Annotated in this window: 5 protein-coding genes; all 5 read left to right on the forward strand. The window is 56.6% G+C overall.

All coding sequences use genetic code 11. The annotated features are described in order from the left end of the window. A partial coding sequence (locus KGI06_06095) for a hypothetical protein (protein MDE1871779.1) occupies positions 1–456 on the forward strand: 456 nt, incomplete at its 5' end. Positions 457–511: 55 nt separating this feature from the next. After that, positions 512–853 carry a hypothetical protein gene (locus KGI06_06100; protein MDE1871780.1) on the forward strand — a complete coding sequence of 114 codons (342 nt, stop codon included), beginning with the start codon at positions 512–514 and terminating at the stop codon, positions 851–853. A gap of 45 nt (positions 854–898) precedes the next feature. Next, entirely contained in the window at positions 899–1,210 is a 312-nt protein-coding gene (locus tag KGI06_06105; protein MDE1871781.1) for a hypothetical protein, read from the forward strand. Positions 1,211–1,267: 57 nt separating this feature from the next. Further along, a complete protein-coding gene (locus KGI06_06110) occupies positions 1,268–1,921 on the forward strand; it encodes a hypothetical protein (protein ID MDE1871782.1) in 654 nt (217 codons plus the stop codon). Positions 1,922–2,308: 387 nt separating this feature from the next. Further along, a complete protein-coding gene (locus KGI06_06115) occupies positions 2,309–2,518 on the forward strand; it encodes a hypothetical protein (GenBank protein ID MDE1871783.1) in 210 nt (69 codons plus the stop codon). The last annotated feature ends 478 nt before the right edge of the window (positions 2,519–2,996 follow it).

Consider the following 2,996-nt stretch of genomic DNA (forward strand, 5'->3'; position numbering starts at 1 on the left):
TTTACCTGGACTAAGCCGAGTAGCCGCTACGTCTGCCACGGCCTATTTTTGCCCGCTCTCGAATCGCATGAATTGGGAGAGGTGGCCGTCATGGTAGACACATCGGGGAGCGTCAGCGGTCCCGGTCTGCAAAGGGCAAGGGGGATTGTCGAAGACATCTTAGACGAATGCAAACCTGCCGGAGTGACGTTGATCTTTGCCGATGCCGCTATCCAGCGCGTACATCGGATGGAGAAAGGCGAATCGCTCACTTGGGAACCAAAGGGGGGCGGCGGAACTGACTTCCGGCCGGCGATTAAGCACATCGAAGAGGACGGCAATTTTGCTTGTGCGGTCTGCATTTCAGACCTCGAAGGAACCTTTCCGTCCTACATTCCGAGCGTTCCGTTTATCTGGCTGTCCACCGAAGAGGATAACGTTGCGCCATTCGGTGAGACAGTGTACGCGAGCTATTGACTGGCAACCAGAGCGCGGGCGGATTCCCGCGCGTTACCCCGGGGAGGGGTGAGCTATGGAATTCTTTCACGCGATGGCGAACATTCACAAGACGTATCCGCAACTGCCGGAATATCAAATCCGCTGGGCCATGGAGCAAGAGATTGAATCGCGCCTAAAGGAGGTTCAAGGCACGGGGCGGCGCAACCAATACGCGGATGCCGTCGAAACCGCGCATGAGCGTATTCTGTTTTGGCTCAAGGATGCGCCGGCCTATGCGGTGAGCTTCGACGAACCGGAGTCCATCCTTGCCTTTATGACGCGCCATCGGGGCGCGGCGGCTTGGGCGGTCCTGGCGGCGAAGTGTTTCCTTGATACCCCGCCCCGCGTGACACTGGCAGGCACCGAGCGGCTCTGATAGCGCACTTGATGATAGGCAACCAAACAACCGGGAGGGAAGCACATGAAAGCTCTTTCAGTGAGTGATTGCATTGAAATTTCTTGCGCCGTCGAAGATGCGGACCTGCAAGAGAAAATCGGTCCCGATGGTGAGCTATTAGCCAAAGGGAAAGTTACCCTAACCGCCGATGAACTGGAAACGTGCCGCGCGGATGTACAAGCCAAGTGTGAGCGGTTGCTTTCCGGTTTCTATGATGAATACCCCGGCGAGATCCAGAAGCGTAACAGCGAGTCGCACAAGTGGGCCGCGCAGATGGCGCGCATTGCTCACAAGCTCAACCTGATGCGCCTGGAACTGTTTACCGCCGTCCGCTGATACGAGACCAAACAACCGCGCGCCCGGAGCGTATCCGGGCATCCCGGGAGGGGAGCTATGCGAGTAACGGAAACGACCGTCTACCAGTTTGAAGAATTGTCCGATGCGGCGAAAGAGAAGGCGCGGCAATGGTATCGCGAAGGGGAAGCGGAAGATTTCAGCGATGACGAATTCATTCTTGAGCCGGCCAAAACAGCGGCGCGTCTCATCGGCATCGAATTCGCGGAGCGTAGTTACCAGACCTCCCGCGGCAAGACGCACACGGAAGCGGATATTACCTGGAGCCTAGCCTACTGCCAAGGTGACGGCCTAGCTTTCGCCGGTACGTACAGGTTCACAAGGGGCGCGGCAGATGCGGTCCGGGCCGAATTCCCAACTGATATAGCCTTGCACGCTATAGCAGACGGTTTGCAAGCGCTACAGGCGCATTACAAGCTTTCCGGCGCGGGACCGGGGAACATGGAGGGGAGAGCGTCACAGGATCAACGCGGCCATTTCATCATGGACGCGACCGTCACTGATAGCGAGACCGGCGAAGAGCCGGAAGATTACGAGATCACAAAGCGGTTCCTGGAACTGATGCGCGACTTTGCCGATTGGATCTACGAGGGGCTGAAAGCAGAGTACGAATCCCGGCAAGAAAACGAGTATGTAGACGACAACATCATCGCGAACGAATACGAGTTTGACGAAGACGGAAACCGGATTTAATCCAAAGGCTATTGACACCACGGTGCGAGTTATGCTCTCATCACAGTGTCAATCACAAACCGCCCGCGCCGGGGCGCATCCGGCGCTAACACCTGGGAGGGTGCTAACACATGAAAACATCTTTGCTGATAGCTGTCCTTTGCCTGCTCGCCTTTGCCGCGGCAGGTGCTACTCCAACCGCCAAGGAACGTGTGCAAGTGGTCTATCAGGGATCACCGGGCGCTTACCAGCTTTACATTTTCGGGGGGCAGGCGCTCCGATGCCGCGCCGAAGACTTGCACATTTCACGGGACGAACGGGGCGATGGTGATGGGCCTATTGTGATCGAGTGCCGCTGATAGTCACCCCAAAAAATTATCCGCTCGCAACGTAGACAGGGAGGAACGCATGAGTAAACGCAAGAAAGAAGATACGAAAGAAGACGAAGGGCGCGAGTTTGACCTTCACGTATGGATTCAGCCTGAGACCGATGAGATGTTGGCCCTCGTTACCATAAGCGGGAATGGTTCATGCTGTGGCCTTCCCATTGATGCAGCCGTGGAGTGGCTTCGCGAACTGCTTGAGTCCGAAAGCGAATACGCGCGCAAAAGTGCTTGAACAAGTAGTCAACCCCAACACCTGATAGCGCGCCCGTGCGCTGATACGCGGGCAGAATGAGAGGAGCCGTGAAGCTAAAGAGCAATGAGCGTAACGTTTCCGCAATCGGCCATTTCCTCGTTGGGCGGCACAGGGCCGCACACAATGGGGAAGTTTGGAACGGTATCACGCACGATCTTTTGCATGATACGTTCGGAGACTCCATGCGCCATGTTTTGGGCTATGGATGGGTGCTCACCCTCACGAAAGAAAACCGCGCCATCTATCAGCGATTGATGGGCGCGGCGATACAGGACAAAGAAGCTTAACCGCTGCGCCGGGGCGTGAACCGGGCAAGCTCTGGGAGGGGCTAACAGCTATGGTAATGAATCAGGATTACGACCTGGCGCGTCCGTTGCAATCGGCGCTCAAGGCCAAAGCTCCATACGTGGGTGTGCCGATTCCCGGGCACGCGCCTTTGATATTCCAGCGCGACAGA

The sequence above is a fragment of the Candidatus Micrarchaeota archaeon genome (assembly GCA_028866575.1).
GTDB lineage: Archaea > Micrarchaeota > Micrarchaeia > Micrarchaeales > Micrarchaeaceae > UBA12276.

Bases quoted from the DNA above. Each gene is read 5' to 3' on its own strand.
- KGI06_06100 (MDE1871780.1), top strand. From the start codon at position 512: ATGGAATTCTTTCACGCGATGGCGAACATTCACAAGACGTATCCGCAA.
- KGI06_06105 (MDE1871781.1), top strand. From the start codon at position 899: ATGAAAGCTCTTTCAGTGAGTGATTGCATTGAAATTTCTTGCGCCGTC.
- KGI06_06115 (MDE1871783.1), top strand. From the start codon at position 2,309: ATGAGTAAACGCAAGAAAGAAGATACGAAAGAAGACGAAGGGCGCGAG.
- KGI06_06110 (MDE1871782.1), top strand. From the start codon at position 1,268: ATGCGAGTAACGGAAACGACCGTCTACCAGTTTGAAGAATTGTCCGAT.